At 65.4% G+C, this 24,737-nt stretch carries 20 protein-coding genes, 2 tRNA genes and 1 pseudogene; 18 read left to right on the top strand and 5 right to left on the bottom strand.

Going from position 1 to position 24,737, the window contains the following annotated elements; all coding sequences use genetic code 11:
• The 16 genes from AC1DYD_RS32980 to AC1DYD_RS33055 all read left to right on the top strand — a co-directional run.
• On the top strand, positions 1-716 hold a 716-nt coding region (locus AC1DYD_RS32980; RefSeq protein WP_478176953.1), incomplete at its 5' end, for an EF-Tu C-terminal domain-related protein.
• A 13-nt stretch (positions 717-729) separates the two neighbouring features.
• Positions 730-805 (top strand) — tRNA-Trp (locus AC1DYD_RS32985).
• A 132-nt stretch (positions 806-937) separates the two neighbouring features.
• Entirely contained in the window at positions 938-1,321 is a 384-nt protein-coding gene (secE, locus tag AC1DYD_RS32990) for a preprotein translocase subunit SecE (RefSeq protein ID WP_478176954.1), read from the top strand.
• Positions 1,321-1,935 (top strand): transcription termination/antitermination protein NusG, encoded by a 615-nt coding sequence (gene nusG / locus AC1DYD_RS32995; RefSeq protein ID WP_478176955.1) that lies wholly within the window; start codon positions 1,321-1,323, stop codon positions 1,933-1,935. Before secE ends, nusG begins: the two co-directional genes overlap by 1 nt.
• A 240-nt stretch (positions 1,936-2,175) precedes the next feature.
• Positions 2,176-2,607, top strand: a complete 432-nt coding sequence (rplK, locus tag AC1DYD_RS33000; protein ID WP_007831051.1) for a 50S ribosomal protein L11 — start codon at positions 2,176-2,178, stop codon at positions 2,605-2,607.
• Complete coding sequence (rplA, locus tag AC1DYD_RS33005) at positions 2,608-3,306, top strand: 50S ribosomal protein L1 (protein WP_478176956.1); 699 nt, start codon at positions 2,608-2,610, stop codon at positions 3,304-3,306.
• A 257-nt stretch (positions 3,307-3,563) separates the two neighbouring features.
• A complete protein-coding gene (gene rplJ / locus AC1DYD_RS33010) occupies positions 3,564-4,100 on the top strand; it encodes a 50S ribosomal protein L10 (protein ID WP_478176957.1) in 537 nt (178 codons plus the stop codon).
• Positions 4,101-4,143: 43 nt separating this feature from the next.
• Positions 4,144-4,518, top strand: coding sequence for a 50S ribosomal protein L7/L12 (gene rplL, locus AC1DYD_RS33015; protein ID WP_478176958.1), 375 nt, complete (start codon positions 4,144-4,146; stop codon positions 4,516-4,518).
• A 292-nt stretch (positions 4,519-4,810) separates the two neighbouring features.
• On the top strand, positions 4,811-8,935 hold the full coding sequence (gene rpoB, locus AC1DYD_RS33020) for a DNA-directed RNA polymerase subunit beta (RefSeq protein ID WP_478176959.1): 4,125 nt from the start codon (positions 4,811-4,813) through the stop codon (positions 8,933-8,935).
• Between the two features lie 20 nt (positions 8,936-8,955).
• On the top strand, positions 8,956-13,194 hold the full coding sequence (gene rpoC / locus AC1DYD_RS33025) for a DNA-directed RNA polymerase subunit beta' (RefSeq protein WP_478176960.1): 4,239 nt from the start codon (positions 8,956-8,958) through the stop codon (positions 13,192-13,194).
• A gap of 90 nt (positions 13,195-13,284) precedes the next feature.
• Positions 13,285-13,881 carry a LemA family protein gene (locus AC1DYD_RS33030; RefSeq protein WP_478176961.1) on the top strand — a complete coding sequence of 199 codons (597 nt, stop codon included), beginning with the start codon at positions 13,285-13,287 and terminating at the stop codon, positions 13,879-13,881.
• Positions 13,882-13,938: 57 nt separating this feature from the next.
• Positions 13,939-15,303: a 16S rRNA (cytosine(967)-C(5))-methyltransferase RsmB gene (gene rsmB, locus AC1DYD_RS33035; protein ID WP_478176962.1), complete on the top strand. Its 1,365-nt coding sequence runs from the start codon at positions 13,939-13,941 to the stop codon at positions 15,301-15,303.
• 34 nt (positions 15,304-15,337) lie between these two features.
• Positions 15,338-15,916 (top strand): DUF4390 domain-containing protein, encoded by a 579-nt coding sequence (locus AC1DYD_RS33040; protein ID WP_478176963.1) that lies wholly within the window; start codon positions 15,338-15,340, stop codon positions 15,914-15,916.
• On the top strand, positions 15,913-18,237 hold the full coding sequence (locus AC1DYD_RS33045; RefSeq protein ID WP_478176964.1) for a sensor histidine kinase: 2,325 nt from the start codon (positions 15,913-15,915) through the stop codon (positions 18,235-18,237). Before AC1DYD_RS33040 ends, AC1DYD_RS33045 begins: the two co-directional genes overlap by 4 nt.
• A gap of 75 nt (positions 18,238-18,312) precedes the next feature.
• Positions 18,313-19,008: a response regulator gene (locus AC1DYD_RS33050; protein WP_478176965.1), complete on the top strand. Its 696-nt coding sequence runs from the start codon at positions 18,313-18,315 to the stop codon at positions 19,006-19,008.
• An 18-nt stretch (positions 19,009-19,026) separates the two neighbouring features.
• Positions 19,027-19,102 (top strand) — tRNA-Phe (locus AC1DYD_RS33055).
• 97 nt (positions 19,103-19,199) lie between these two features.
• On the opposite strand, the gene AC1DYD_RS33060 is transcribed toward AC1DYD_RS33055, so the two are convergent.
• Positions 19,200-19,550: a hypothetical protein gene (locus tag AC1DYD_RS33060; RefSeq protein ID WP_478176966.1), complete on the bottom strand. Its 351-nt coding sequence runs from the start codon at positions 19,548-19,550 to the stop codon at positions 19,200-19,202.
• Positions 19,551-19,943: 393 nt separating this feature from the next.
• On the opposite strand from AC1DYD_RS33060, the gene AC1DYD_RS33065 reads away from it, so the two are divergent.
• Positions 19,944-21,110 carry an RtcB family protein gene (locus AC1DYD_RS33065; RefSeq protein ID WP_478176991.1) on the top strand — a complete coding sequence of 389 codons (1,167 nt, stop codon included), beginning with the start codon at positions 19,944-19,946 and terminating at the stop codon, positions 21,108-21,110.
• 34 nt (positions 21,111-21,144) lie between these two features.
• On the opposite strand, the gene AC1DYD_RS33070 is transcribed toward AC1DYD_RS33065, so the two are convergent.
• The 3 genes from AC1DYD_RS33070 to AC1DYD_RS33080 all read right to left on the bottom strand — a co-directional run bounded on the left by AC1DYD_RS33070 (position 21,145) and on the right by AC1DYD_RS33080 (position 23,736).
• Positions 21,145-22,146: an NADP-dependent oxidoreductase gene (locus tag AC1DYD_RS33070; protein ID WP_478176967.1), complete on the bottom strand. Its 1,002-nt coding sequence runs from the start codon at positions 22,144-22,146 to the stop codon at positions 21,145-21,147.
• 19 nt (positions 22,147-22,165) lie between these two features.
• Positions 22,166-22,978, bottom strand: coding sequence for an oxidoreductase (locus AC1DYD_RS33075; RefSeq protein ID WP_478176968.1), 813 nt, complete (start codon positions 22,976-22,978; stop codon positions 22,166-22,168).
• Between the two features lie 158 nt (positions 22,979-23,136).
• Entirely contained in the window at positions 23,137-23,736 is a 600-nt protein-coding gene (locus AC1DYD_RS33080; protein WP_478176969.1) for a TetR/AcrR family transcriptional regulator, read from the bottom strand.
• A 130-nt stretch (positions 23,737-23,866) separates the two neighbouring features.
• Here AC1DYD_RS33080 and AC1DYD_RS33085 point away from each other — a divergent pair.
• A pseudogene (locus AC1DYD_RS33085) lies at positions 23,867-23,947 on the top strand (DUF3303 domain-containing protein); the annotation flags it as partial.
• Between the two features lie 105 nt (positions 23,948-24,052).
• Here the strand turns inward: AC1DYD_RS33085 and AC1DYD_RS33090 are convergent.
• Positions 24,053-24,733, bottom strand: coding sequence for a YceH family protein (locus AC1DYD_RS33090; protein ID WP_478176970.1), 681 nt, complete (start codon positions 24,731-24,733; stop codon positions 24,053-24,055).
• Between the last annotated feature and the right edge of the window lie 4 nt (positions 24,734-24,737).

A 24,737-nucleotide genomic window follows, 5' to 3' on the forward strand; every position in this document is an offset into this window, starting at 1 on the left:
AGTACGAGTTCCCGGGCGACGACACCCCGATCATCCATGGCTCGGCCAAGCTCGCTCTCGAAGGCGACAAGGGCCCGCTGGGCGAACAAGCCATCATGAAGCTGGCCGATGCGCTGGACACCTACATCCCGACGCCCGAGCGCGCCGTGGACGGCACCTTCCTGATGCCTGTGGAAGACGTGTTCTCGATCTCGGGCCGCGGCACGGTGGTGACGGGCGCGGTCGAGCGCGGCGTGATCAAGGTCGGCGAGGAAATCGAGATCGTGGGCATTCGCCCGACGGTCAAGACCACCTGCACCGGCGTTGAAATGTTCCGCAAGCTGCTGGACCAGGGYCARGCGGGCGACAACGTCGGYGTGCTGCTGCGCGGCACGAAGCGCGAAGAAGTCGAGCGTGGCCAAGTCCTGTGCAAGCCGGGCTCGATCAAGCCGCACACGCACTTCACCGCCGAGGTGTACGTTCTGTCGAAGGACGARGGCGGCCGTCACACGCCGTTCTTCAACAACTACCGTCCGCAGTTCTACTTCCGCACGACCGACGTCACGGGCGCGATCGAGCTGCCGAAGGACAAGGAAATGGTCATGCCGGGCGACAACGTGTCGATCACGGTGAAGCTGATCAACCCGATCGCGATGGAAGAAGGCCTGCGCTTCGCCATCCGTGAAGGCGGCCGCACCGTGGGTTCGGGCGTCGTGGCCAAGATCCTGGACGTCTGATAACGCATTCCACAGGGGTATAGCTCAATTGGCAGAGCGTCGGTCTCCAAAACCGAAGGTTGTAGGTTCGATTCCTACTGCCCCTGCCACTTAGGTGGCTTCGCCAAAGCGGCCCGTCGCAACGGGAAGGCAGAAAAAGCCCGTCACAGCCTGACGGGCTTCGGCGTCTCAGAAGACGCATTGAATTTGAAGGCCGAAAGGCCGCAGGAACAAAGCCCAAGATGGCCACTTCTCAAGTCGAAACCGTAAGCACCAACGCGGACAAAGCCAAGTTGGCGATGGCCGTCGTGCTGGCGGTGGGCGCCATCGTGGCGTTCTACCTGCTCGCGCGCCAGGGTGCCGTGGTGCAGTGGGTCGCCTTGCTGGTGGGCCTGGCTGCTGCCGTGGGTGCCTTCGGGAGCTCGGAGAGCGGCCGCCAGCTGTGGGCCTTCGGCCGCGATTCGTGGCGCGAGGTCAAGAAGGTCGTCTGGCCGACCCGCAAGGAAGCGATCCAGATGACGGCTTACGTGTTCGCCTTCGTGGCGATCATGTCCATCTTCCTTTGGCTCACCGACAAGACGCTCGAATGGGTGTTTTTCGACCTCATTCTGGGCTGGAGAAAATAATGACTGACCAAGCCGTCGAAGCAGAAACCACGCCGGAAACTCACCCGGAAATCCATCCGTTGCTGGCGCCTGCCGCCAACCCGGATCTGCGCTGGTACGTGGTGCATGCCTATTCCGGCATGGAGAAGGCGGTCGAGCGCAACATCCTCGAGCGCATCAACCGCGCCGGCATGCAGAGCAAGTTCGGCCGCATCCTGGTCCCGACCGAAGAAGTGGTCGAGATCAAGAATGGCCAGAAGCGCACCACCGAGCGCCGATTCTTCCCGGGCTACGTGCTGGTCGAGATGATCATGGACGACGAGAGCTGGCACCTGGTGAAGCACACCAACAAGGTGACCGGATTCGTCGGCGGCGCCAAGAACCGCCCGGCCCCGATTTCCCAGAAGGAAGTCGAGGACATCGTGGGCCAGATGCAGCAAGGCACCGAGAAGCCCCGCCACAAGGTGGAGTTCATCGTCGGCGAGTTCGTCCGCGTCAAGGAAGGCCCGTTCACCGACTTCAACGGCACGGTCGAGGAAGTCAACTACGAGAAGAGCAAGGTGCGCGTGTCGGTCATGATCTTCGGCCGCGCGACGCCTGTCGAACTCGAATTCAGCCAGGTTGAAAAAACCTGAGACCTTGCGGGACAGACCACGCAAAGCGTGCTTTGAGCCTGAGACATTGCGGGACAGACCACGCGAAGCGTGCTCTGAGCCTGAGACATTGCGGGACAGACCACGCGAAGCGTGCTCTGTCCTCAACTGATTAAGTTGTCTGCGCTTTCCGACTCGGCGCAGACAGAAGAGAAGAGTCGCTTAACCCCGGGGAGCTGCGGCTGACAAAGCCAAGGCGTCATCACCCGCAAGGAGCAAAGCATGGCGAAAAAAATCGTCGGCTTCATCAAGCTGCAAGTACCAGCTGGTAAGGCCAACCCGTCACCGCCCATCGGTCCCGCACTGGGCCAGCGCGGTTTGAACATCATGGAATTCTGCAAGGCGTTCAACGCGCAGACCCAAGGCGTCGAGCCGGGCCTGCCGCTGCCGGTGGTCATCACCGCGTTCGCCGACAAGAGCTTCACCTTCATCATCAAGACGCCGCCGGCGATCACCTTGATCAAGAAGGCCATCAAGCTCGAGAAGGGTTCGGCACGTCCGCACACGGACAAGGTCGGCAAGATCACCCGCGCACAGCTCGAGGAAATCGCCAAGGCCAAGATGAAGGACCTGACGGCAGCCGACCTGGACGCAGCAGTTCGCACCATCGCCGGCTCTGCCCGCTCGATGGGCGTGAATGTGGAGGGCGTGTAAATGGCCAAGATCACCAAGAAGCAAAAAGCCCTCGCAGGCAAGGTCGACAGCAACAAGCTGTACCCGCTGGCCGATGCGATCGGTCTCGTGAAGGAAGCCGCCACCGCCAAGTTCGATGAATCCATCGACGTCGCGGTGCAGCTCGGCATCGACGCGAAGAAGTCGGACCAGGTCGTGCGTGGCGCCGTCGTGCTGCCCAACGGCACCGGCAAGACCAAGCGCGTGGCCGTGTTCGCCCAGGGCGCCAAGGCGGAAGAAGCCAAGGCCGCCGGCGCCGACATCGTCGGCATGGACGACCTGGCAGCGATGGTGAAGGCTGGCGACATGCCCTTCGACGTCGTGATCGCCGCACCGGACGCCATGCGCGTGGTCGGTACGCTGGGCCAGATCCTCGGCCCGCGCGGCCTGATGCCGAACCCGAAGGTCGGCACCGTGACGCCCGACGTCGCGACCGCCGTCAAGAACGCCAAGGCTGGCCAGGTCCAGTTCCGCGTCGACAAGGCCGGCATCATTCACGGCACGATCGGCCGTCGTTCGTTCGACAACGACAAGCTGCAGGGCAACCTGGCAGCGCTGATCGACGCCCTGGTCAAGGCCAAGCCGGCGACCAGCAAGGGCGTGTACCTGCGCAAGGTCGCTGTGTCGTCGACGATGGGTCTGGGTGTCCGCGTGGACACGCAAACCATCGCCGCGAGCTGAGAGCGTTGATGAGATTTGCCTCGCCCGTCAAACGGTGAGGCGGATGTGGTGGGTCGTGGCAGCTTCGGTTGCCGCGAGCCATCCAAGACCGCTGGTGTGCAGGTTGCCTGCACTTAATCGCCCGACCTTCGTCGGGCAGCCAGCGCAGATGGCGACCCCACTGCAAGGAATTTGAATTTTTGTTCCGAAACAGTTGGTCGCTGCATGAAGCGCGATCCGAAGCTTCCGCCGAGGATCGCATTGAAAAGGAGTAGACCTTGAGTCTGAATCGCAGTGAGAAAGAAGCGGTCATCAGTGATGTGACCAGCCTCGCCGCAAAAGCTCAAACGCTCGTGATGGCGGAATACCGTGGCATCACGGTGGCCGATATGACCAAACTGCGCAACGAAGCGCGCAGCAAGGGTGTGACTCTCAGCGTGTTCAAGAACACGCTGGCACGCCGTGCTGTCGCTGGTAGCGCGTTTGAGATCGTCGGCGACCAGATGACCGGCCCGCTGATCTATGGCTTCTCCGAAGACGCTGTGGCTGCCGCGAAGGTGGTGGCCGATTTCGCGAAGACCAACGACAAGTTGGTGATTCGCGGCGGCGCATTCGGTGGCAAGGCCCTGGACGTCGACGGCGTGAAGCAACTGGCCAACATCCCTTCCAAGGAAGTGCTGCTGGCGCAATTGCTGGGCTTGATGCAATCCCCGATCTCGCGCACGGCCCGTGTTCTGGCCGCGCTCGCCGAGAAGCGTGGTGCTGGCGAAGCACCGGCGGAAGCTCCGGCAGCCGCAGAAGCGCAGGCCGCCTGAGCCTTGCGTTTGAAACATTCAACCCAATTGTTAGGAAACAAAAATGGCATTCGATAAAGACGCATTTCTGACCGCGCTCGACAGCATGACGGTCCTGGAACTCAACGACCTGGTCAAGGCCATCGAAGAGAAGTTCGGCGTGAGCGCCGCAGCGATGTCGGCTCCCGCAGCCGGCGGCGGCGCCGTGGCTGCCGTGGCTGAAGAGCAAACCGAATTCAACGTCATGCTGATGGAAGCTGGCGCGAACAAGGTGTCGGCGATCAAGGCCGTGCGCGAAATCACCGGCCTGGGCCTCAAGGAAGCCAAGGACCTGGTGGAAGCCGCTCCCAAGGCCGTCAAGGAAGGCCTGTCGAAGGCTGACGCCGAAGCCGCCAAGAAGAAGCTGGAAGAAGCTGGCGCCAAGGTGGAACTGAAGTAATTCGGTTCTCCTGAAGGGCTGGAGGCGCCGAAAGGCCCTCCAGCCTTTGCCGCTTTCAGAGCGCACCCGAAAGTCGGCTTGATGCCGGCTTCCCGGAGACCTTCCAGGTCGACGGAAAGCCAAATCAAGATGTTTTTCGAGTGTCTTCTGACCCCGACTGCAGAAGACCCCCTTGGTTCGGGCGATGTGCAACGCATCGCCGTCCGCCAGGGCTGGTAGTGGCCAGCCGCCAAGGAGAGTGGTGCTCGCGCACCTCACCACGTCGCTGAAGATCTCAAGCTCCGGAGCTCTCATGGCCCAAACGTCCACGTACAGTTACACCGAACGCAAGCGCATCCGAAAGAATTTCGGCAATCGCGACAGCGTCGTCGAAATTCCCTACCTGCTGCAGATGCAGAAAGACGCGTACACCGCGTTCCTGCAAGCCGGCATCCCGCCCCAGAAACGGACCGTGGAAGGCCTGCAGGCTGCGTTCGATGCGGCGTTCCCGATCGTCTCGCACAACGGTTTCGTCGAGATGAAATTTCTCGAGTACAACCTCGCGAAACCCGCCTTCGACGTCCGCGAATGCCAGACCCGCGGCCTCACTTTCGCCTCGGCCGTGCGTGCCAAGGTCCAGCTGATCATCTATGACCGCGAGTCGTCGACCTCGCAGTCGAAGGTGGTCAAGGAAGTCAAGGAGCAAGAGGTCTACATGGGCGAAGTGCCGCTCATGACCGACAAGGGCTCGTTCATCATCAACGGCACCGAGCGCGTCATCGTGTCGCAGCTGCACCGTTCGCCGGGTGTGTTCTTCGAGCACGACAAGGGCAAGACCCACAGCTCGGGCAAGCTCTTGTTCTCGGCCCGCGTGATTCCCTACCGCGGTTCATGGCTCGACTTCGAGTTCGACCCGAAGGACATGCTGTACTTCCGCGTCGACCGCCGCCGCAAGATGCCGGTCACGATCCTGCTGAAGGCCATCGGCCTGAACCCGGAATCGATCCTGGCGAACTTCTTCGTCAACGACAACTTCCGCCTGATGGACAGCGGCGCGCAAATGGAGTTCGTCTCCGAGCGCCTGCGCGGCGAAGTCGCCCGCTTCGACATCACCGACAAGGCCGGCAAGGTCGTGGTCGCCAAGGACAAGCGCGTCACCGCGCGCCACACGCGCGAACTCGAGCAGTCGGAAACGACGCACATCAGCGTGCCGGAAGACTTCCTGGTCGGCCGTGTCGTGGCCCGCAACATCGTCGATCCCGACACCGGCGAGATCCTGGCCAAGGCCAACGACGAGCTGACCGAAGCGCTGCTGAAGAAGCTGCGCACGGCCGGCGTGCAGGACGTGCAGGCGATCTACACCAACGAACTCGACCAGGGCGCGTACATCTCGCAGACCCTGCGCATCGACGAGACGGTCGACGAATTCGCGGCCCGCGTGGCCATCTACCGCATGATGCGCCCCGGCGAGCCGCCGACGGAAGACGCGGTGCAGGCCCTGTTCCAGCGCCTGTTCTACAACCCGGACACCTACGACCTGTCGCGCGTCGGCCGCATGAAGTTCAACGCCAAGGTCGGCCGCGACGAATCGACCGGCCCGATGGTGCTGACCAACGAGGACATCCTGGCCGTGGTCAAGATCCTGGTCGATCTGCGCAATGGCCGCGGCGAAGTCGACGACATCGACCACCTCGGCAACCGCCGCGTGCGTTGCGTCGGCGAACTGGCCGAGAACCAGTACCGCACCGGCCTGGCGCGCATCGAGAAGGCCGTGAAGGAACGTCTGGGTCAAGCGGAACAAGAGCCGCTGATGCCGCACGACCTGATCAACAGCAAGCCGATCTCGGCCGCGCTGAAGGAATTCTTCGGCGCCTCGCAGCTGTCGCAGTTCATGGACCAGACCAACCCGCTGTCCGAGATCACGCACAAGCGTCGCGTCTCGGCCCTGGGCCCGGGCGGTCTGACCCGCGAACGCGCCGGCTTCGAAGTGCGCGACGTGCACGTCACCCACTACGGCCGCGTGTGCCCGATCGAAACGCCCGAAGGCCCGAACATCGGCCTGATCAACTCGCTGGCGCTGTACGCCCGCCTCAACGAATACGGCTTCATCGAGACGCCGTACCGCCGCGTGGTCGACAGCAAGGTCACGATGGACATCGACTACCTGTCGGCCATCGAGGAAGGCAAGTACGTCATCGCCCAGGCCAATGCGGCCCTGGACAAGGACGGCCGCCTGACCGGCGACCTGGTGTCGGCGCGCGAAACCGGCGAATCGATCCTGGTGAGCGCCGAGCGCGTCCAGTACATGGACGTGTCGCCGGCGCAGATCGTGTCGGTGGCCGCTTCGCTCGTGCCCTTCCTGGAGCACGACGATGCGAACCGCGCATTGATGGGCGCCAACATGCAGCGTCAGGCGGTGCCTGTGCTGCGCCCCGAAAAGCCCTTCGTCGGCACCGGCATCGAGCGCGTCTCGGCGGTCGACTCGGGCACCGTGGTCACGGCCACCCGCGGCGGCATCGTCGACTATGTCGATGCGACCCGCATCGTGGTGCGCGTCAACGACGCCGAAGCCACCGCCGGTGAAGTCGGCGTCGACATCTACAACCTGATCAAGTACCAGCGTTCGAACCAGAACACGAACATCCATCAGCGTCCGATCGTGAAACGCGGCGACCAGATCGCCAAGGGCGACGTCGTGGCCGACGGTGCCTCGACCGACCTGGGCGAGCTCGCGCTCGGCCAGAACATGCTGATCGCGTTCATGCCCTGGAACGGCTACAACTTCGAAGACTCGATCCTGATCAGCGAACGCGTGGTCGCCGAAGACCGCTACACCTCGATCCACATCGAGGAACTGGTGGTGATGGCCCGCGACACCAAGCTCGGTGCCGAGGAAATCACGCGCGACATCCCGAACCTGGCCGAGCAGCAGCTCAACCGCCTGGACGAATCCGGGATCATCTACGTCGGCGCCGAAGTGCAGCCGGGCGACACGCTGGTGGGCAAGGTCACGCCGAAGGGCGAGACCACGCTGACGCCTGAAGAGAAGCTGCTGCGCGCGATCTTCGGCGAGAAGGCCTCCGACGTGAAGGACACCTCGCTGCGCGTCGACCAGGGCTCGCAAGGCACCGTGATCGACGTCCAGGTGTTCACCCGCGAAGGCATCACGCGCGACAAGCGCGCCCAGCAGATCATCGACGACGAGCTGAAGCGCTTCCGCCTCGACCTGAACGACCAGCTGCGCATCGTCGAGGCCGACGCCTTCGACCGGATCGAGAAGCTGCTGACCGGCCGTGTCGCCAATGGCGGCCCGAACAAGCTGGCCAAGGGCACCAAGCTCGACCGCGCGTACCTGACGTCGATCGAGAAGTTCCACTGGTTCGACATCCGCCCGGCGGAAGACGAAGTGGCGACGCAGCTCGAGTCGATCAAGAACTCGCTCGAGCAGACGCGCCACAGCTTCGACCTCGCGTTCGAAGAAAAGCGCAAGAAGCTCACGCAGGGCGACGAGCTGCCCGCGGGCGTGCTCAAGATGGTCAAGGTCTACCTGGCCGTCAAGCGCCGCCTGCAACCCGGCGACAAGATGGCCGGCCGCCACGGCAACAAGGGTGTGGTGTCGAAGATCGTTCCGGTCGAAGACATGCCGCACATGGCCGACGGCACGCCGTGCGACATCTGCCTGAATCCGCTGGGCGTGCCCTCGCGGATGAACGTCGGGCAGGTGCTCGAAGTGCACCTGGGCTGGGCCGGCAAGGGCATCGGCCAGCGCATCGGCGATCTGCTGCAGCAAGAGGCCAAGGTGGCCGAAGTGCGCAAGTTCATGGACGAGCTGTACAACGGCTCGGGCCGCAAGGAAGACCTCAGCAAGCTGAGCGACTCCGACGTGCTCGAGATGGCGGCCAACCTGTCGAGCGGCGTGACCTTCGCGACCCCGGTGTTCGACGGCGCCTCGGAAGAAGAAATCCGCGGCATGCTGAAGCTCGCCTACCCGGACGAGATCGCCAAGCTCAAGGGCCTGACCGATACCCGCACCCAGGCCTACCTGTACGACGGCCGCACCGGCGACCAGTTCGAGCGTCCGGTCACTGTCGGCTACATGCACTTCTTGAAGCTGCACCACCTGGTGGACGACAAGATGCACGCCCGCTCCACTGGCCCGTACTCGCTCGTCACGCAGCAACCGCTGGGCGGCAAGGCCCAGTTCGGTGGCCAGCGCTTCGGTGAAATGGAAGTGTGGGCGCTCGAAGCCTACGGCGCCGCCTACGTGCTGCAGGAAATGCTCACGGTGAAGTCCGACGACGTGGTGGGCCGTACCAAGGTCTACGAGAGCATCGTCAAGGGCGAACACTCGATCGAAGCCGGCATGCCGGAATCGTTCAATGTGCTGGTCAAGGAAATTCGTTCCCTTGGCCTGGACATTGAATTGGAACGCTCATAAGCCAACAAGGAAAGAGTCACATGAAGTCATTACTCGACCTGTTCAAGCAATTCACGCCGGACGAGCATTTCGATGCCATCCGCATCGGCATGGCCTCGCCCGAGAAGATCCGTTCGTGGTCTTTCGGCGAAGTGAAGAAGCCCGAGACGATCAACTACCGCACCTTCAAGCCCGAGCGCGACGGTCTCTTCTGCGCCAAGATCTTCGGCCCGATCAAGGACTACGAGTGCCTGTGCGGCAAGTACAAGCGCCTGAAGCACCGCGGCGTGATCTGCGAGAAGTGCGGCGTCGAAGTCACGCAGACCAAGGTGCGTCGCGAGCGCATGGGTCACATCGACCTGGCCGCGCCCTGCGCCCACATCTGGTTCCTGAAGTCGCTGCCGTCGCGCCTGGGCCTGGTGCTCGACATGACGTTGCGCGACATCGAGCGCGTGCTGTACTTCGAAGCCTACGTGATCACCGACCCCGGCATGACCCCGCTGAAGAAGTTCGGCATCATGTCCGAGGACGACTATGACGCGAAGCGCAAGGAATACGGTGACGAGTTCGTCGCCAAGATGGGCGCCGAAGGCATCAAGGACCTGCTCGAAGGCATCGAGATCGACAGCGAGATCGAGAAGCTGCGCGGCGACCTGACCGGCTCCGAAGTCAAGGTCAAGAAGAACTCCAAGCGCCTCAAGGTGCTCGAGGCCTTCCGCAAGTCGGGCATCAAGCCCAACTGGATGGTGCTCGAAGTGCTGCCCGTGCTGCCGCCGGACCTGCGTCCGCTGGTGCCGCTGGACGGCGGCCGCTTCGCGACCTCCGACCTGAACGACCTGTACCGCCGCGTCATCAACCGCAACTCGCGTCTGCGCCGCCTGCTGGAGCTGAAGGCGCCGGAAATCATCGCGCGCAACGAGAAGCGGATGCTGCAAGAGGCGGTCGACTCGCTGCTGGACAACGGCCGTCGCGGCAAGGCCATGACGGGCGCCAACAAGCGCGCGCTGAAGTCGCTGGCCGACATGATCAAGGGCAAGAGCGGCCGCTTCCGCCAGAATCTGCTGGGCAAGCGCGTCGACTACTCGGGCCGTTCGGTCATCGTGGTGGGCCCGACGCTCAAGCTGCACCAGTGCGGCCTGCCGAAGCTGATGGCGCTCGAGCTGTTCAAGCCCTTCATCTTCTCGCGCCTCGAAGCCATGGGCATCGCGACCACCATCAAGGCGGCCAAGAAGGAAGTGGAATCCGGCACGCCGGTGGTCTGGGACATCCTGGAAGAGGTCATCAAAGAGCACCCGGTGATGCTGAACCGTGCGCCTACGCTGCACCGTCTGGGCATCCAGGCCTTCGAGCCGATCCTGATCGAAGGCAAGGCGATCCAGCTGCACCCGCTGGTTTGCGCGGCCTTCAACGCCGACTTCGACGGCGACCAGATGGCCGTCCACGTGCCGCTGTCGGTGGAAGCGCAGATGGAAGCCCGCACCTTGATGCTGGCCTCCAACAACGTGCTGTTCCCGGCCTCGGGCGAACCGTCGATCGTTCCTTCGCAGGACGTGGTGCTGGGTCTGTACTACACGACCCGCGACCGCATCAACGCCAAGGGCGAAGGCCTGGTCTTCTCCGACATCGGCGAAGTCCAGCGCGCGCTCGACGCCAACGTGGTCGAGCTCACCGCCAAGGTCGCGGTCCGCATCACCGAGTACACCAAGGACAAGGAAACGGGCGTGTTCGTGCCCGCCACCTCGCTGGTGGACACGACCGTGGGCCGTGCGCTGCTGTCCGAGATCCTGCCCAAGGGCCTGCCGTTCTCGAACATCAACAAGGCGCTGAAGAAGAAGGAGATCTCCAAGCTCATCAACGTCTCGTTCCGCAAGTGCGGCCTGAAAGAGACCGTCGTGTTCGCCGACAAGCTGTTGCAGAACGGCTTCCGCCTGGCGACCAAGGCCGGTATCTCGATCGCGATCGACGACATGCTGGTGCCGGCTGAAAAGCACGGCATCATCGACCGCTCCGCCAAGGAAGTGAAGGAGATCGAGCAGCAGTACGTCTCGGGTCTGGTGACCTCCGGCGAGCGCTACAACAAGGTGGTCGACATCTGGGGCAAGGCCGGCGACGAAGTGTCGAAGGTCATGATGGCCAAGCTGTCGAAGCAGACCGTCACCGACCGCCACGGCAAGGAAGTCGAGCAGGAGTCGTTCAACTCGATCTACATGATGGCCGACTCGGGCGCTCGCGGTTCCGCCGCGCAGATCCGCCAGGTCGCCGGCATGCGGGGCCTGATGGCCAAGCCCGACGGCTCGATCATCGAGACGCCCATCACGGCGAACTTCCGCGAAGGCCTGAACGTGCTGGAGTACTTCATCTCCACCCACGGTGCCCGTAAGGGTCTGGCCGACACGGCGCTGAAGACCGCGAACTCGGGTTACCTGACGCGCCGCCTGGTCGACGTGACGCAGGACCTGGTCGTGATCGAGCAGGATTGCGGCACCCACGACGGCGCCGTGATGCGCGCGATCGTCGAAGGCGGCGAAACGATCGAATCGCTGCGCGACCGCATCCTGGGCCGCAGCGCGGCCGAGGACGTGCTGCATCCGGAAACGCGTGCGGTGCTGGCCAACGCCGGCGACATGCTCGACGAAGACCTGATCGAAGCGCTCGAAGCCGAAGGCGTCGACGAGGTCAAGGTGCGCACCGCGCTGACCTGCGCGACCCGCTTCGGCATCTGCGCCAAGTGCTACGGCCGCGACCTCGGCCGCGGCGGCCTGGTCAACAACGGCGAAGCGGTCGGCGTGATCGCCGCCCAGTCGATCGGCGAACCCGGCACCCAGCTGACGATGCGGACCTTCCACATCGGTGGCGCGGCCTCGCGTGCGGCGGTCGCCTCGAGCGTCGAAGCCAAGTCGAACGGTTCGATCGGCTTCAACGCCACGATGCGCTACGTGACCAACAGCAAGAGCGAGCTGGTCGTGATTTCGCGTTCGGGCGAGATCGTCATCCATGACGAGCACGGCCGCGAGCGCGAGCGCCACAAGGTGCCGTACGGTGCGATCCTGGCGGTGAAGGCCGACCAGACCATCAAGGCCGGCCACGTGCTGGCCAACTGGGACCCGCTGACCCGCCCGATCATCACGGAATTCGCCGGCAAGACGAAGTTCGAGAACGTCGAGGAAGGCCTCACGGTCGCCAAGCAGGTGGACGAAGTCACCGGCCTGTCGACCCTGGTCGTGATCGATCCGAAGCGCCGCGGCGCTGCCAAGGTCGTGCGTCCGCAAGTGAAGCTGATCGACGCCTCGGGCGCCGAGGTGAAGATCCCCGGCACCGACCACTCGGTGACGATCGGCTTCCCGATCGGTGCGCTGGTGCAGGTGCGCGACGGCCAGGACGTGGGCCCCGGCGAAGTGCTGGCGCGGATTCCGGTCGAAGGCCAGAAGACCCGCGACATCACCGGCGGTCTGCCGCGCGTGGCCGAGCTGTTCGAGGCCCGTTCGCCGAAGGACAAGGGCATGCTGGCCGAGATGACCGGTACCGTGTCGTTCGGCAAGGAGACCAAGGGCAAGATCCGCCTGCAGATCACCGACCCCGAAGGCACGGTCTGGGAAGACCTGGTGCCGAAGGAAAAGAACATTTTGGTGCACGAAGGCCAGGTGGTGAACAAGGGCGAAAGCGTGGTCGACGGCCCGGCGGACCCGCAGGACATCCTGCGCCTGCTGGGTTCGGAAGAGCTCGCGCGCTACATCGTGGACGAAGTTCAGGACGTGTACCGCTTGCAAGGCGTGAAGATCAACGACAAGCACATCGAGGTGATCGTTCGCCAGATGCTGCGCCGGGTCGTGGTCGAGAACGTCGGCGACACCAACTACATTGCCGGCGAACAGGTCGAGCGCAGCGAGATGCTCAACACCAACGACGCCCTGCGCGCCGCTGGCAAGATCCCCGCGACGTTCACCAACCTGCTGCTGGGTATCACGAAGGCATCGCTCTCGACCGACAGCTTCATCAGTGCCGCATCGTTCCAGGAAACGACGCGCGTGCTGACCGAAGCCGCGATCATGGGCAAGCGCGACGAGCTGCGCGGCCTGAAGGAAAACGTCATCGTCGGCCGCCTGATCCCCGCGGGCACCGGCATGGCGTACCACCAGGCACGCAAGGTCAAGGACGCGATGGACGAGGCCGAGCGGCGCGCGATCGCCGAGTCGGAAGCGGCCGAACTGGCCGGTGCCGGCAGCGCCACCGACGAAGCCACGACCACGGTCGATGCCAGCGAAGGTGCGGCCAGCGAATAACTGGTTAGCATCTCCGGCCATGACCGGAACACGAAGCCCCCTTTCCGCCCGCGGATCGGGGGCTTTTTCTTTTTCATCGGTGCCCGCGCCATGAACGGCATGCCGGACTCCCTGCCGTTCTGGATCGGCGGCGCGCTGGCGCTGTTCTGGTTCGTCGGCGCCTACAACCGGCTGGTGCGGCTGCGTTCGGCCGCCCTGCAGGCCTATGCGACGCTCGACGCCGCGCTGGTGCGCCAGCTCGAGTTCGTGCTGGCGCGGACGGCCGAGTCCGACGCGGCCGCAACGGCGTCCGCCGAGCCGCCCCCCGGCGTTTCGCTGCAGGCCGCGGCCGGCCAGCTGGCGACGCTGCTGGCCGCGACCCGGCTGCGGCCGCTCGACCCGGCCGGCATCGCCGCCCTGGGCACCGCCCTGCACGTGCTGCTGGCGGCCTGGCTGCACCTGCATCCGGAAGCCGTCGTCAGCTTCGAGGCCGACGGCACCTTGTCGCGGCCGGCGCCCCTCCACGGCACCGACGAGCCCGCGCCGGACAGCGTGCCGCTGGCCTGGCCCGAGCCCTCGGCGGCGGCGGAAATCGCCCGCAGCCAGTTCAACCAGGCGGTGCTGCAGTACAACGCGGCGATCGGCCAGTTTCCCGCGCTGCTGGTGGCGTGGATCATGCAGCTGCGTCCGGCGGCCCTGTTGCGCTGACTCGCTCGCGGCAATCGCCGCCCCTCTCATTTCCCGCGCCTTTACCATCGACCCAAGTTGCCAGATCTTTCAGACACCCCTTCCGTTTCGCCGAACGCTTCGCCGCCCCTGTGGCGCCAGTTGCAGTGCACCGCCGCGGCGCTCGCCTCGATCCGCAGCGGGCAGTCGGGCTCGGCCGCCTTCGAGGCCGTCGAGCCGGCGCTCCGGCCCGGCGTGCAGGCGCTCGGCTTCCAGGTGCTGCGCTGGCTCGGCCGCGCCGAGGCGCTGCGCCGCCAGCTGGCCAAGAGGACCCCGCCACCGGCCGCCGACGCCTTGCTCTGCACGGCGCTGGCGCTGGCCTGGGACGCCGAGCGCTCGCCCTACGAGCCTTTCACGCTGGTCGACCAGGCGGTCGAGGCCGCCAAGCGCAATCCGGGCACCCGGGCCCAGGCCAGCTTCATCAATGCCTGCCTGCGGCGTTTCCTGCGCGAGCGCGACGAACTGGTGGAGATCACCGAGCGCGAGCCGGTCGCCCAGTGGAACCATCCGCGCTGGTGGATCGAGCGGCTCAAGCGCCAGCATCCACGCGAATGGCAGCGCGTGCTGGCAGCCGACAACACCCAGGCGCCGATGACCCTGCGCGTCAACCTGCGCAAGACCAGCGTCGCCGCGTTCCGCCAGGGCCTGGCCGCTGCGGACCTGCCGGCGGTTCCGGTCGGCCCCAGCGGCTTGCAGCTGGCGCGAGCCCGGCCGGTGTCCCAGATCCCCGGATTCTCGGCGGGCGAATGCTCGGTGCAGGATGCGGCCGCGCAAATCGCCGCCCCCTTGCTGCTGTCCGGCCTCGGCCGGCGGGGCGGCGCGCCGCTGCGGGTGCTGGACGCCTGCGCGGCGCCGGGCGGCAAGACGGCGCATCTGCTCGAGGCGGCCGGCAGCGCGGCGATCGAAGTCACCGCGCTGGAGGTCGATGCGGCCCGCAGCCGGCGCATCGAGGAGACCCTGTCCAGGCTCGGCCTGGACGCCAGGGTCGTCGTCGCCGACGCCTCGCGGCCCTCCGCCTGGTGGGACGGCCAACCCTTCGACGCCATCCTGCTCGACGCCCCATGCACCGCTTCGGGCATCGTTCGCCGCCATCCGGATGTGCGCTGGCTGCGGCGCGAAAGCGACATCGAGCAACTGGCGGTGCAGCAGGCCATGCTGTTGGCGGGCCTGTGGCCGCTGGTCCGGCCGGGCGGCCGGCTGCTCTATTGCACCTGTTCGGTGTTTTTCGAGGAGGGTGCGCACCAGATCGAGGCGTTCCTTGGACACAACACCGATGCCCGTTTGCTGCCCTCGCCGGGCCATTTGCTACCCCAAAGCGGGGTGAATGCGCGCGGCGTCCCGGACAATGCCTTGGGTGATCACGACGGTTTCTTCTACGCGCTGCTCGAGAAGCTGCCACGCTGAAAGGCGCTGGCCGGCTCGGCTGGCCGCGTTCCTGATGCTGGTCTGGGTGCTATCGGCCTGGTTGCCCGGCTCCGCCTGGGCGGATTCGCGCGGTCCCTCGATCTCCCATCTGCGGCTCGAGCAGGCGGACGACGGCGTCTACCTCACGGCCCAGGTCCAGTTCGAGCTGCCGCCGGTGGTCGAGGAGGTGCTTGAAAAGGGCATCGCGATCTATTTCGTGGCCGAGGCCGAGCTGTACCGGGAACGTTGGTACTGGACCGATCTCAAAGTGGCTCAGGCGGCGCGCTACATGCGGCTGGCCTACCAGCCCCTGACCCGCCGATGGCGTCTCAACGTATCCCCCGTGCCCATCACCAACTCCGGCTTCGGCGTCTCGCTGAACCAGAACTTCGACACCCTCGCCGATGCCCTCGAGGCCATCAGCCGGGTCGGCCGGCTGCGGCTGGGCGACCTGACCGAGATCGGTGACGACGCCACCCAACCCGTGAGCTTCCGCTTCCGGCTCGACACCTCGCAGCTGCCCCGGCCCTTCCAGATCGGTGCGGTCGGCCAGACCGACTGGAACATCTCGGTCGAAAAGAGCGTCCGGCTTCCGCTGGAGAAATCGAAGTGAGCACAAACCCGCGGGCGACCCCTCGGGCGTCGCCGGCGGCGCGGCGCTCGCGCGCCATCCGCTGGGCGATCGGGGTGGTGGCCGCGCTGGTCACGGCCATCGGCCTGGTGCTGATGTTCCTGCTGGCACAAGCCACCAACAACCGCGCCCTGTACGAGCGCAACTACACCCGCCTGTTCGGCATCAACGTGGTGGTCGCGACCGTGCTGGTGATCGTCATCGGCTGGGTCGCGTTCCGGCTGCTGCGGCGACTGCGGCAGGGCAAGTTCGGCAGCCGGCTGCTGATCAACCTGGCGATGATCTTCGCGCTGGTCGGCGTGGTGCCGGGCTTGCTGGTGTACGTGGTCTCCTACCAGTTCGTCGCCCGTTCGATCGAGAGCTGGTTCGACGTCAAGGTCGAAGGCGCCCTCGACGCCGGTTTGAACCTCGGCCGCGCCACGCTGGATTCGTTGGCCGACGAGCTCGCGAGCAAGGCGCGCACCGCCAGTGCGCAGCTGGCCAACGTGCCGGACACGCGCGCCGGGCTGGTGCTCGAGCGCATCCGGGACCAGCTGGGCGCCACCGACGTCATCCTCTGGACCGGCAGCGGCCAGCTGGTGGCCAGCGCGGGCGCGTCGCGCTTCCAGCTCAGCCCCGAGCGGCCGACCCCGCAGCAATTGCGGCAGGTGCGGGCCGACCGCGCGGTCGCTCACATCGAAGGCCTCGACGAGACCCCGGCGCCGGGCGCGCCGGCGCCGGTCGCCAGCGTCAGGGCGCTGGCGCTGGTGCAGAGCCAGAGCTTCGAGTTCAACACCGAGCCGCGCTTCCTGCAGATCACCCAGCCGCTGCCGCCGGCCGTGGTGAGCAACGCGCTGGCGGTGCAGGAGGCCAATCGCGAATACCAGGAGCGGGCGTTGGCGCGCGAGGGCCTGCGCCGCATGTACATCGGCACGCTGACGCTGACCCTGTTCCTGGCGGTGTTCGGCGCCGTGCTGCTGGCCGTGCTGTTCGGCACCCAGCTGGCCCGGCCGCTGCTGGTGCTGGCCGACGGCGTGCGGCAGGTGGCCGGCGGCGACCTGCGGCCCACTGCGGTGCTGCAGGGCCGCGACGAGCTCGGCGGCCTGACGCGATCCTTCGCCATGATGACGCAGCAGCTCGCCGATGCGCGCAGCGCGGTCGAGAAGACCATGGGCGAGCTCGACGCCGCCCGCTCGAACCTGCAGACCATCCTGGACAACCTCACCTCCGGCGTGATCGTGCTCGACGCCCAGGGCTTCATCCGTTCGACCAACCCCGGCGCGACGCGGGTGTTGAGGGCGCCGCTGGCGGCCTTCGAAGGCCAGCAGCTGTCCGACGTGCCGGGCCTGACGGAATTCGCGCAGAACGTCCAGCAGCAATTCGACGATTTCGAGGTCGAACGGCTCCAGCACGGCCTCGATCACTGGCAGCACGCCTTCGAGCTGCACGCGGGCGGCGACGTCATGGACCAGGACACCATCAACATCGTGGCGCGCGGCGCCGAACTGCCGGGCGCCGAACGGCTGCTGGTGTTCGACGACATCTCCGAGATCGTCTCGGCCCAGCGCGCGCAGGCCTGGGGCGAGGTGGCGCGCCGGCTGGCCCACGAGATCAAGAATCCGCTGACGCCGATCCAGCTCTCGGCCGAGCGGCTCGAGATGAAGCTCTCGGGCAAGGTCGCCCAGCCTGAGCAGGCGATCCTGACCAAGTCGGTCAAGACCATCGTCGACCAGGTCGACGCGATGAAGCGGCTGGTGAACGAATTCCGGGACTACGCGCGATTGCCCGCGGCCGATCTCCGGTCGGTCGACCTGAACGGTCTGATCCTGGACGTGCTGCATCTCTATCCGGCCGAGAACGCGCGGGTGGCTTTGCGGCCCGAACTCGACGCGCGCTGCCCGCCGATCCGGGCCGACGAGCAGCAGATCCGCCAGGTCATTCACAACCTGTTGCAAAACGCCCAGGATGCGGCGGAGGCGAATGCCGGGCGGACCGGGCAGCCGGCCGAGGTCGTGATCCGCACCCGCCTCGGCGATTCGGGCCAGCGGGTGCGCCTCACGGTGCAGGACAGCGGCCCCGGCTTTGCCGAGCACATCCTCAAACGGGCCTTCGAGCCCTACGTCACGACCAAGGCCAAAGGCACCGGGCTGGGCCTGGCGGTGGTCAAGAAGATCGCCGACGAGCACGGGGCCCGGGTCGAACTTTCGAACCGCCTGGTCGATGGGGCTGTGGCTGGGGCGCAAGTCTCGCTATCATTCGCGCTTGCAGCGCAGCCGCAGGTAGCGGCCGCTTACACCGAAGATTCGAAGTCATCCATCATCTGAGCGCTTGCCGCGCGCGGCCGTGGACCCGGCAAACGGACCGATCACTCTAACTACAACGCGCACACTCAAGCACACATGGCAAACATCCTCGTGGTCGACGACGAGCTGGGCATCCGGGACCTGCTCTTCGAAATTCTCAATGACGAAGGCCACAACGTGGAACTCGCCGAGAACGCGGCCGAGGCGCGCGCCGCGCGACAGCGGGCCCGCCCCGACCTGGTCCTGCTCGACATCTGGATGCCCGACACCGACGGCGTGACGCTGCTCAAGGAGTGGTCGGCGGCCGGCCTGCTGAGCATGCCGGTGGTCATGATGAGCGGCCACGCGACGATCGATACCGCGGTCGACGCCACGCGCATCGGTGCCTTCGCCTTCCTCGAGAAGCCGATCACGTTGCAGAAGCTGCTGAAGGCGGTCGAGCAGGGGCTGGCGCGCGAAAGCGCGCGCCGTGCCGCTGCCAGCGTGGTGCCGCAGGCGAGCAGCTTCGCCGCGGTCGTGACCACGGTCGGCGACAGCGCGCTGGTGCCGGCCGCGCCGGCGCTGCCGGCGGCCGACCTGGGCCCCCAGTCGACGCAGAGCTTCGATCTCGACCGCCCGCTGCGCGATGCGCGCGATGGCTTCGAGAAGGCGTACTTCGAATTCCACCTGGCGATGGAGAACGGCTCGATGACGCGCGTGGCCGAGAAGACCGGCCTCGAACGCACGCACCTGTATCGAAAACTGAAGCAACTTGGCGTCGATCTTTCGAGAGGGCGCCGAAGCGCTGTATAATCGCGGGCTGCACACCAAGGCCCGGTAGCTCAGTTGGTAGAGCAGCGGATTGAAAATCCGCGTGTCGGTGGTTCGATTCCGCCCCAGGCCACCAGATATTCAAGCGCCCCAGCGCCCGATTCGGGTCCTGGGGCGTTCCTACATCTGGCGACGGCTTCTACGGAATGCCCAAAGGCGCTCCTGGGGAGCGATCATCCGGCACCGCCTTCCAAGGCGTCACGCACCGACTGGATCGCGGCGTCGGCGGACTCGAGACGGTGCTTCAACTCCTTGTTGACCAGCCGAAAAAGGGCGCTGAACTGGCTGCGCGTGGCATGGATCTTCACGCTGTCACTCAAGCGGTCCGGATCGAGCAACTGTTCGATGCAGGCGTACGCGAGCTGCGCGTCGAGCAACTGGTCCAGTTCGCCTTGCGCCTCGAAGGCGAGCGACGCTGCGCTGCGCGGGCGCGGAGCGATCGCCTCGGCGGCTACTGGATCGCGAATGGTGCGAGACGAGGAACGGTTGGGGGATGGCGCGAATGCGGGAGCGGAATCAGCCATGAGCGGCCTCCAAGTGATTGCGGTTTACTGAAACCGATGCCCCCGAGTCCAAGCGGGGGCGGCGGCTCGGCGGGTTGGACTACCGGGCAACCACTTGCGTGAAACCGGCCAAGCTTGCGCTTGCCCATCGAGCCGCCAAAAACTGGAGGCATGAACGACAAAGCCGCAGACCTTGCGGGTGACTGCGGCTTTCGTCGCAGTGATTGCATCGGGAGTCCAAGCCCGATCACGCCTCTTTTTGACGTGACAGGCGCAGTATAGGACGTGGATTGAGGAGGCAGCAATGCAGCCGGGCGCCACGCGACCCGAGTCCCGTCGTCTTCGCCCAATGAACCGAGGAGGCACGAAGTGAACTACGACACCGAACAACCCGAAGGCGGCGTGCCCATCAAGATGTGGACGCGCGGCGTACCGGTCGAAGACGCGGCCAGGCGCCAGCTGACCAACGCTGCGCGCCTGCCCATCGTCTTCAGGCACATCGCGGCCATGCCCGATGTGCACTTCGGTATTGGCGCCACCGTGGGCTCGGTGATCCCGACCCTCCGCGCCATCATCCCGGCGGCGGTGGGCGTGGACATCGGCTGCGGCATGATCGCCTGCAAGACCACGCTGGTGGCTGAAGACCTGCCGGACAACCTGGCCCCGCTGCGCTCGGCCATCGAGCGCGCCGTGCCGCACGGCCGCTCGCCGGGCGCGCGCGATCCCGGCGCGTGGCAGAAGGCGCCGGGATCGGTCAACACCGCATGGGCGCAGCTCGAACCCGAGTTCACCGCGCTGTGCCGCGACTACCCGAAGCTGGCGAAGACCAACCACATCCAGCACCTGGGCACGCTGGGCACGGGCAACCACTTCATCGAGGTCTGCCTGGACGAAGCGGGGTTCGTGTGGTTCATGCTGCACTCGGGCTCGCGCGGCGTGGGTAACTTCATCGGCACGATGTTCATCGAGCTGGCCAAGCAGGACGCGATGCGCCACCAGGTGAATCTGCCCGACCGCGACCTGGCCTACTTCGAGGAAGGCAGCCGCTACTTCGGCGACTACGTTCGCGCGGTCGGCTGGGCGCAGAAGTTCGCGGCGATCAACCGCGAGCTGATGATGAAGCGCGTGATCGAGGCCGCGAAGACGGTGATCCGAAAGAGCTTCCAGAGCCACATCGAGGCGGTGAACTGCCACCACAACTACGTGCAGAAGGAACGCCACTTCGGCGAGGACGTCTACGTCACCCGCAAGGGCGCGGTCAGCGCAAAGGCCGGGCAACTGGGCATCATTCCCGGCAGCATGGGCGCGCGCAGCTACATCGTGCGCGGCAAGGGCAACGCGGACAGCTTCGACAGCTGCTCGCACGGCGCCGGCCGCGTGATGAGCCGCAGCGAGGCCAAGCGCCGCTTCACGCTGGCGGATCACCGCGCGGCGACCGAAGGCGTCGAATGCCGCAAGGACAAGGACGTGATCGACGAAACGCCGGCCGCGTACAAGAACATCGATGCAGTGATGGAGGCACAGAAGGACTTGGTTGAAGTCGTCCACACCTTGAAGCAGGTGGTGTGCGTGAAGGGCTGAGCGCGAAGCCGCCGGGACACCGAACCCGCCCGCTCTATCGCACCTTGACGACGACCTTGCCTTTTGCGCGGCCTGCTTCGACGTAGGCCATGGCCTCGTTGGTTGACTCGAACGGGAAGACCCGGTCCATCACGGGGCGGATGACGCCAGCATCCAAGAGGCGGGTGATCTCGCGCAGTTGGCTCCCGTTCGCCTTCATGAAGAGGAACGCAAAGTTGACCCCGCGGCGCTTTGCCTTTCGTCGGATTCCCGAGCTCAGCAGCCGCATGACCAGTTTCACGAACCCGGGTGCCCCGCTTTCCTTGCCGAATTCGGGATCAGGCGGTCCGGAGATGGAGATGAGCTTCCCGCCGCCCTTGAGCACGCGGAGGGATTTTTCGAGTGTCTTGCCGTCCTGGCTGTTCAGGACCACGTCATAGTCGCGCAGGACATCCTCGAAGTCCTGCGTCTTGTAGTCGATGACGATGTCTGCGCCCAGACTCTTCACGAGCGCGACATTGGTCGTGCTCGTCGTCGTGGCAACGGTTGCGCCCAGATGCTTGGCCAGCTGGATGGCAAAAGTGCCTACGCCGCCGGAGCCAGCCTGAATGAAGACCTTCTGCCCCTTCTTCAGGTCGGCCTTCGCTATCAGTGCCTGCCAAGCCGTCAAAGCCACCAGAGGAATGGAGGCGGCTTCTTCCATCGTGAGACCCTTGGGCTTGAGCGCCAGAGAAGCTTCCTTGACGGGAACGAATTCAGCGAAGGTACCGATCCGAAAATCATCCGGCCGCGCATAGACCTCATCGCCCAGCTTGAACTGCCGCACGCGGGGTCCGACCTTGACCACGACGCCTGCCACGTCGTGGCCCAGGATGAGGGGCAGGCGATAGGGCAGGATGAGCTTGAACTCCCCGTCCCTGATCTTGGCGTCCAGCAGGTTCACGCCAGCGGCGTGGACCTGGACCAAGACCTCGTCATCGCGCAATTCCGGAGTCGGCATATCTGCCGACCGCAGCGCACCTTTCTTGCCGTATCGATCGAGAACAAATGCTTTCATGGTTCTTCCTTGTTCCTGCCTATGCGCCGAGCCGCAGGTCTTTTCGAACCCCTGCATCGAGCACGCTGGCAGGCGCAAACCTGCGCAGCAGGCGCATGCGGCTGGCGAGGCCGGGGGCGTAGTGGATCTTCGGATGAACCGCCTTGGCCGCCTTCAACACGATTTCGGCCACGACGTCAGGCCCATCAGCACCCACCAGCACTTCCTTGACCCGCTTCTCCACGCCCGCGCGGACTTCGCGATACACCTCAAGGGAAGCATCGGGTTTCAACAAGTTCGCGTCGAACGGCGTATTGATGTAGGCGGGCTCGACCACCGAGACGCGGATGCCCATCGTGCGCAGTTCATGGTCGAGCGATTCCGAATAGCCCGCGACCGCATGCTTGGTGGCGGAATACAGCGCCATGTAGGGCATTGGCAGGAAACCCAGCACGGAGCCGATGTTGATGATGCGCCCACCCCTTTGGCGGCGCATATGCGGCACGACGGCCCGGGTCATCCGGACCATCCCGAAGAAGTTCGTATCGAAGATCGACTGGGCCTGCTCGATCGAGCTCTCTTCCGCTCCGGCTGGAGCGACCCCGAAGCCGGCGTTGTTGACGAGAAGGTCGATGTGGCCTTCCAGTTGCATGACCTGCCGGACCGCAGCTTCGACCGACTCGTCCCTGGTCACATCAAGGGGCAACATCTCGAACGATCGTTGGCCTGCCTGGCCTCCGCGTCTGCTGGTGCCATATACCTTGTAGCCGGCCTTCGCAAACCGCTGCGCGGTCGCTTCGCCGATGCCCGAGGAGGCCCCCGTCACAAGGGCAACCTTGTGGTTCAAGTTCATGACGTTTCTCCATCGGCGTGAGGGATTCGGGACGCGTCGGCATGCGGGGTGCGCTGCCAAACAGAAGGACAAAGGCGCGTTTGAAGGGCGTCATGTCCATTTGGAATGATGATCATCATATTTCTAGGCGAGCGAACAGGCAGCGTGTCTCAGTGGATTCAGGCGGGGGCCAGGTGCTTCAGTGCGGCCTCGCACAGGCTGTCCGAGAGCGCGGGCTCGTCGACTGCACGGGCCAACAGCAATGTGCCCACCATGGTGGCGACGGTCACGAGTGCGCGTTCGTGGGCACCGGGCTGCCCCCAGTCAGGCGACTGACGGGCGACAAGATCAATCATTTCCTTGACATGCCGGGTGGTCGCTCGGCGGACTTCGGGTGCCTGGCGAGGCGTCTCCGAGCCCAGCGCGGCCAGGGGGCATCCCCTCTCCGCATGCTCCAGGTGCTCCCTCGAGAGATAGGCGCGAAGCATGGATGCCAAAGCCTGCTCGGCCGGCACGCTGGCAACAACGTTCGCCGCGACGGCGGCTGACTCGGCGCACGCCCGATTCGCTGCTTCTGCCAACATGGCCTCGCGCGACGTGAAATGGGCGTAGAAGGCGCCATGGGTCAGGCCAGCCTCCTTCATGATGTCGGCGACTCCGGTACCGTCGTAGCCGCTACGACGGATCGCCCGCGCAGCGACGGACACGATGCGCTCGTGCGAGGCTTCCTTGGCCGCTGCTCTGACGTTGTGCTTCGTGTTTCGCATGATGTGCATCATACATGTTTTCGGCGAAACACGTACGGTGCCTATAGTCCCCCGTCTTCTCGCAGCCGTGCTGTCGGGCACTGAGGCGCGATCCTGCTTTGCCCGATGAGCCGCGATCAGGAAGCGCCGAAGTCGGACCTGGTTGCTCGGGCGCTGGCACTCCGTGGCGAACGGCACTGGCTTCAGCATCAGCGAGGCCGAGGACGCCTCCGCGATGGCGCGGTGGACTCTCGAATCCCGGCCGATGGCGGCTCGGCGCCCCGCGCGAGCCCGGCTGCCTCTCGGCTCAGCCTTGACGGCTACCGCTACCGCCGGGTTCGCGATGAACTCACCGGCCTCCGGCCTCGATCCCCAATTCGGAACAGATCCGCGCCACCAGGTCCTTCAGCCCCGCGACCTCGGCCTCCAGCCGCGCCACGTTGGCCTTCAGCGCCGCGACTTCGCCCAGCGACACGTCTGCGCCCGCCGCCGGCCCTGCAGAGGCACCACCGCCCGCATCCTCGGCCGGCGCTCCACTCAGCAAATGCGCCCAGCGGCTTTCACGCGCACCCGGCAGCCGCGCCAGCTTCACGACCAGCGCACCCGCCGGCCGTTGCGCCATCTCGTCGAGAAACCCCTCCACCGCCGAGATGTCGGCGAAGTTGTGCATCCGGTCGCAGGCGATGCGCAGTTCGCCCGCGGTCTGCGGGCCGCGCAGCATCAGCACGGTCAGCAGGATGATCGACTGCGAGGGGATGCGCAGCACGCCGTCGATGTTGTGGGCGTAGCGGAAGCTCCGCCCGCCGCTGGTCTCCGACACCAGGCTGTAGCCCTTGAGGCTGTCAAGCGCCGCCTGCGCCTCGGCATCCGTCACCTCCAGGATCGGGTTGCGGCTGGTCTTCTGGTTGCAGCCGGCGACCAGCGCATTGAGTGTCAGCGGATAGCTGTCGGGCACGGTGCGCTGCTTCTCGGCAAGCACGCCCAGCACACGGGTTTCGAGCAGCGACAGGGTCGGCAATGTGGGCGTCATGGCG

This window comes from Variovorax sp. P4_B11 (assembly GCF_056402355.1).